At 62.6% G+C, this 4291-nt stretch carries 2 protein-coding genes; both read left to right on the top strand.

The window, feature by feature from the left end:
• Positions 1–2172: alpha-2-macroglobulin (locus tag ABYT07_RS19335; RefSeq protein WP_372993650.1), on the top strand; the 2172-nt coding region annotated here is incomplete at its 5' end.
• Positions 2169–4196 carry a penicillin-binding protein 1C gene (gene pbpC / locus ABYT07_RS19330; RefSeq protein WP_372993649.1) on the top strand — a complete coding sequence of 676 codons (2028 nt, stop codon included), beginning with the start codon at positions 2169–2171 and terminating at the stop codon, positions 4194–4196. The genes ABYT07_RS19335 and pbpC, both read left to right, overlap by 4 nt.
• Positions 4197–4291: the final 95 nt, after the last annotated feature.

Here is a 4291-nt window from a genome sequence, read left to right as displayed (position 1 = left end):
CTTGCCGCTGTTGATCAGGGCATTTTGAACCTGACCGGGTTCAAAGCCCCCGATGTGACGGGACATTACTTTGGCCAACGGCGTTTGGGCGTTGAAATCCGCGATATCTATGGCCGTCTGATTGATGGAATGAACGGCGCAATGGGCGCTGTCCGCTCTGGCGGCGATGCAGCAAGCAACGCGCAACTGCAATCCCCGCCGCCGACCGAAGAATTGATGTCGTTTTTCTCGGGCCCCGTTCTGGTGGATGCAAACGGTCGTGCCGAAATCGACATCATCCGCCCTGCTTTCAACGGCACGATCAATCTGATGGCGGTTGCATGGTCCGAAGGGGCCGTGGGGGATGCAAGCACAGAGGTTCTGGCGCGCGATCCGGTTGTGGTAACCGCTTCTTTGCCGCGCTTTGTTTCACCCGGTGATACCAGCCGACTGCTGCTTGAACTGGTTCATGCTGAAGGGCCCGCTGGCGATATGCAGTTGAACGTGGTGGCAGATGCTGCCGTCGGTCTGGGGGACATGCCTGCAACCGTAACGCTGGTGCAAGGCGGGTCGCAAACCCTTTCCATTCCGCTGACCGCGCGCGAAATTGGCGATCCGCTAATCACAGTCACGCTGACCACACCCGATGGCAAACTCTTGCGAAAAGTGTTGACCATTCCGGTGCGGGATAATGACCCCGAAATTTCCGCAACGCGACAATTCAGCCTTAGAGCAGGAGAAAGCTTCACCTTTGATGGCAATGTCTTTGCGGGGCTTCGCACAGGCTCTGCCAGTGCGACGCTGACCGCAGGGCCGCTGGCGCGGCTCGACGTGCCGGGCTTGTTGCGACAGTTGGACCGATACCCATATGGCTGTACCGAACAGGTGACGTCGGGGGCGCTGCCGTTGCTGTATCTTAGCAGTATGGCAGATGACGCAGGCATCGGCGCGCCCGATAAGCTGGCGGAAAAGGTGCAAGGGGCCATTACGCAGGTCTTGACCCGGCAAACCCGCACCGGTGGTTTCGGGATGTGGGGCGCGCAGAACAGCAACTTCTGGCTTGATGCCTATGTGACCGATTTCCTATCGCGTGCGCGCCGGGCCGGATATGCTGTGCCTGATGTTGGCTTTGCCACGGCGATGGACAATCTGCGCAACCGGATCGGCTATGCGCCTGACTTTGATCTGGGTGGCGAAGATATCGCCTATGCCTTGCTGGTACTGGCCCGCGAGGGTGCGGCGTCAATGGGCGACCTGCGGTATTATGCAGACACCAAGGCCGACAATTTCGCCACCCCGCTTAGCCTTGCGCAGCTTGGCGCGGCGCTGGCGGCATATGGTGATCAAAAGCGCGCGGACAGCATGTTTGCCAAGGCAGCATCGCGTCTTGGTCGATCAGGTGATCCGCTGGGGTGGCGTGATGATTATGGCAGCACCTTGCGCGATACTGCCGGTCTTGTGACCCTCGCCGCCGAGGCTGGCAGCACGGCGGTCAATCTGGACACCCTCGTGTCCACCATCGGATCAACCTCGCGGGAATTTTCCACCCAAGAAGCAGCGCAGGTCGTGCTGGCAGCCCATGCCTTGACAAATTCTGCGGCCGGGGCAGAGGTATCTGTCGATGGCATCCCAAGTGCCGGGCCCGTGGTCAAAAGGTTGACTGATGCGGACCCGCAGGCATCCGTCATTCGAAACACAGGTCAACGCGCGATCGACGTGACGATGACAACCTTTGGCGTGCCGGATGTCGCACCAGAGGCGGGCGGCTATGGCTACGGCTTGACCCGCAGCTATTACACGATGGACGGCGCGCCTGTCGGCGACAGCTTCGCGTCGGGCGACAGGATGGTTGTGGTCCTCAAGGTCACCCCCTTCGAAGAAGTCGGCGCGCGGCTGATGGTCGATGACCCCCTGCCAGCCGGGTTCGAGATCGACAACCCCAACCTGATCCGCAGTGGCGATCTTGCTGCGCTTGAGTGGTTGAAAACAGCCGAGGCAGAACATGCCGAATTTCGCAGTGACCGCTTTTTGGCCGCCGTCGATCACCGCGGGGCCCAGCCGTTCCAACTGGCTTATGTGGTGCGCGCCGTGACGCCGGGCAGCTATCACCATCCGGCGGCTGTTGTCAGCGATATGTACCGCCCCGAATACCGCGCGAACACCGGCACGGGGCAGGTGAAGATCGCCCCATGATACGCCGCTATGGCCTGTTTGGATTGGTCATGCTTTTGGCCCTTGCGGCGGGCCTGCGTGATGCGACCGACCGTTGGATCAGCTCGACCGAACTTCCGTCGGTTCTGGTCGAAACCTCGGTCGAGATGCATGACCGCAACGGGGCGTTGCTGCGTGTCTATCCGGTTGAAAACGGGCGTACGCGCATGGCGCTGCGCGTTGGTGATGTCGACCCCGCGTTCATACGCATGTTGATCGCCTACGAGGACAAACGGTTCTATGACCACAGCGGCGTCGATCTGCGGGCGGGGCTGCGCGCTGCAGTTCAAGCGCTGAAACATGGCGGGGTTGTATCGGGCGGGTCGACCCTGACGATGCAGGTCGCCCGTCTGCTGGAAAATTCCGGCACGGGGCGTTGGCAGGGAAAGCTGCGCCAGATCCGGCTTGCCCTCGCGCTTGAGAGGGTCTTGACCAAGGATGAAATTCTGACGCTCTACCTTGTCCATGCGCCTTACGGTGGCGCTGTGGAAGGGCTGCGGGCAGGGACGCTTGCGTGGTTTGGCAAAGAACCCGGCCGCCTTACCCTGGCCGAAGCGGCCCTGCTGATCGCCTTGCCCCAAGCGCCGGAAATCCGCCGGCCTGACAGGCATCCCCGGTCGGCACTGCAGGCGCGCGCCCGCGTATTGCAGCGGGTCAATGCGCCCGAACAAGCCCGCCTTGCACCCGTGCCGCGCCGCATGATCCCGTTCCCGCGCCTTGCGCCGCATTTAACCGATGTTGCGCGGCACCAGACGCCAACAGCGCAACGGGTTGACCTGACGCTGGACGCTGGCTTGCAAGAACAGATCGAGGACCTTGCCGCCCGCGCCGTGCAAGGCCGCGACGCCCGCTTGTCTGCGGCCATTATCGTGGCGGATCATCACAGCGGTGAAATCCTCGCTTCGGTCGGGTCGCCCGCTTATTCGGGGGCGGATGGTGCGTTGGGGTTCGTGGATATGACGCGTGCGTTGCGGTCGCCGGGATCAACGCTCAAGCCGTTCATCTACGGGCTCGCATTTGATCAAGGGCTGGTGCATCCCGAAACCTTGATCAATGACGCGCCAACCGCTTTTGGCCGCTATGCGCCGCAAAACTTTGACGGTCGGTATCGCGGCGAACTGACCGTGCGGTCGGCCTTGCTCCAGTCGCTTAATATCCCGCCTGTTGTGTTGTTGAACGAACTTGGCCCGTCTCGTTTGATGGCCCTCTTGCGGCGCGGGGGGGCTGCGCCTGTTGTACCGGGGGGCAAGCCGGGGCTGGCGGTCGCCTTGGGGGGCGTGGGCATGACATTGCAGGACCTTGTCCAGCTTTACGGCGGGATTGCGCAAGGCGGACGGGTGCAGCCGCTTGTTTGGCGCAAGGGCGTGATCGCTGGTCCGCCCAAGCGGATTATGTCGGACGTGGCGGCATGGCACTTGTGGGACATCCTTGCCGATCTGGCCCCGCCGCCCCAGATCGGCGCGCCGCGCCGCCAGATTGCCTATAAAACGGGGACGTCCTATGGGCACCGCGATGCATGGAGCATCGGTTTCGACGGGCAACATGTGATTGGCGTCTGGTTGGGGCGGCCTGATGGCACGCCTGTGCCCGGTGTTTTTGGCGGCGATCTGGCGGCCCCGATCTTGTTTGAGGCCTTTGGCCGTGTCTCTGAAAAACGCGAACCCGGACCGCTGCCCCCGGATGAAACGCTGATGGTCAGCACCGCCAACCTGCCCGCGCCCCTGCAGCGGTTCCGCAGTCGCAGGGCGATTTTCGACCTTGCGACAGACAGCCCGATGGTCAGCTTTCCGCCTCACGGCGCAGTGCTGCGGCACGCGGGGGCGGGCATCCCGCTGAAGCTGCGTTCAGGCGCGCTGCCGTTGACGGTTCTGGTCAACGGGGCCCCTGTGCTGACGGGGCTGCGGGACCGCGAAACATGGCTCCCGCTTGAGGGGATCGGGTTTTCGCGGATCTTGGTCATAGACGCGCGCGGGCGCAGCGCCGAGGTGGAAATCAGACTGCAATAAAGCGCCTAGCTGCGCCGTCCTTCGCGCAGCCATGCAGCGACGATCAGGGCTGCACTGAGCAACAGAACCAGCCAGCCCGGCAGGATTGGCGTTTG

The sequence above is a fragment of the Sulfitobacter sp. genome (genome assembly GCF_041552635.1).
Classification (GTDB): Bacteria; Pseudomonadota; Alphaproteobacteria; order Rhodobacterales; family Rhodobacteraceae; genus Sulfitobacter.
The sequence above is the reverse complement of the archived record's forward strand: the minus strand, read 5'-3'. Positions and strand labels throughout refer to the sequence as shown.

Coding starts and splice junctions, on each gene's coding strand:
- pbpC (WP_372993649.1), top strand. CDS start 2,169: ATGATACGCCGCTATGGCCTGTTTGGATTGGTCATGCTTTTGGCCCTT.